This window comes from Paraburkholderia phymatum (genome assembly GCF_040965635.1).
Classification (GTDB): domain Bacteria; phylum Pseudomonadota; class Gammaproteobacteria; order Burkholderiales; family Burkholderiaceae; genus Paraburkholderia; species Paraburkholderia phymatum_B.
In genome coordinates this window covers 1-387 of sequence record NZ_JBFRCH010000125.1, presented here as the reverse complement: position 1 = coordinate 387, position 387 = coordinate 1, and the positions used below count along the sequence as shown (strand labels likewise).

Here is a 387-nt window from a genome sequence, read left to right as displayed (position 1 = left end):
ACGGGCTCAGCGCGATATCCACCCGCCCGTACGCCGCCAGATACTCCGCGCGCGGCGACGGGCCCTCCAGTATCAGCCGCTCCCCGCCGATGCCGTGCGCCTCGAAACGCGACAATGTCGCGGCACGCGCGCTCGTCAGTTCGAGACCGTGCGCCTTGAGGTACAGCGTTGCGCCGGGCATCGCATGCAGCAGCCGCGACCACAAAGCGATCACGTTGTCACCGATCTTGATCAACTTGCCGAAACAGCCGAACGTCACACCCTTGCCGGCGAGCATCGGCAGCGGGCCGACTTCGACCGCATCGCGCGGCGGCGTGAAGCAGAGATAGCTGTCGGGCAGCCGCCACGGCTTTTCGACGAAATGGGATTCCTCCCCTTCCGGCAGCA

General features: G+C 66.4%; 1 pseudogene. It reads right to left on the bottom strand.

Annotated elements, in window-relative coordinates:
- Positions 1–387, bottom strand: a pseudogene (locus AB4Y32_RS40480) (tetratricopeptide repeat protein); the annotation flags it as partial.